The sequence below is a fragment of the Vibrio sp. 378 genome (genome assembly GCF_033339435.1).
This window is the reverse complement of the sequence record NZ_JAWOUO010000207.1, coordinates 1-975: the sequence shown is the minus strand read 5'-3', so window position 1 is coordinate 975 and position 975 is coordinate 1. Positions and strand designations below refer to the sequence as shown.

The 975-nt window shown below is 47.3% G+C and carries 1 protein-coding gene; it reads right to left on the bottom strand.

The window, feature by feature from the left end; all coding sequences use genetic code 11:
• A partial coding sequence (locus tag R7Q48_RS25185; protein ID WP_318132867.1) for a chorismate mutase occupies positions 1 to 975 on the bottom strand: 975 nt, incomplete at both ends.

Genomic DNA, 975 nt, shown 5'->3' with positions numbered 1-975 from the left:
ACGTAGAACATTTCTTCCCACGGATTACCCATGATTGGACGCGATTCTAACTTAGTCATATTGATGCCGTAGCGTTGCAGTACCAGTAGAGTTTCAACCAATGAGCCCGCTTCCTGGGAGGTCGACATAATCAACGTCGTTTTGGCTGGAATTTGTGTTGAGACTTCAACTGGTTTACGCGCGACGACAATAAAGCGTGTGTGGTTTTCGGTTTGGTTTGCGATGTTGCCTTGGATCGCTTGCAGGCCGTACAACTTACCACTTGAAGCATTACCAATTGCGGCCACATCATCACGATTCATCTCTTGGACTTTTTGCATCGCGTCTGCTGTGCTTGCGCAAGACTCAAGTTTCACGCCTTTCATACGGCTTAAGAATTCGCTGCACTGTTGGTGCGGTTGCGGATGCGAGTACAGTGTTTTGATGTCTTCGAGGCGAATGTCTTTCGTTGCAACTAAGCAGTGCTCGATAGGTTGAGTCAGCTCACCAACAATATACAGCGTGGTGTGTTGTAGTAGGTCATATACTTCATTGATCGAGCCCGAGCTGGTGTTTTCGATGGGCAGCACACCGTAATCAGCATGGCCTGATTCCACCGTTCGAGTCACTTCTTTGAAATGCTCACAATTTAGCTCGATAAGCTCGGTATTTTTACGACTGAAATATTCGCGGCTTGCCAAGTGCGAGTAAGAACCTTTGGCTCCCAAGAAAGCGACGCGTGCAAGTGGCTTGCGGCTTTGTTGTGGGTTCACAAGGTTTTGCAGATAACCTTGTTGAAGTAAGACCGAATCTTCAATGATGGTGTGGAAAAGTTTGGTGATGTACTGAGCGTCGAGTTCGTATTTGTCTCGGCCGTTGGAAATCAGCTTAACCAACAGTTGTTGCTCTCGAACGGCATCACGAACCGGTTTTGAGGTTTGTACTTTGCTTTTGGCTACTTCAATGCTGAGTTTACGGCGTTCAGACAGCAAGCTA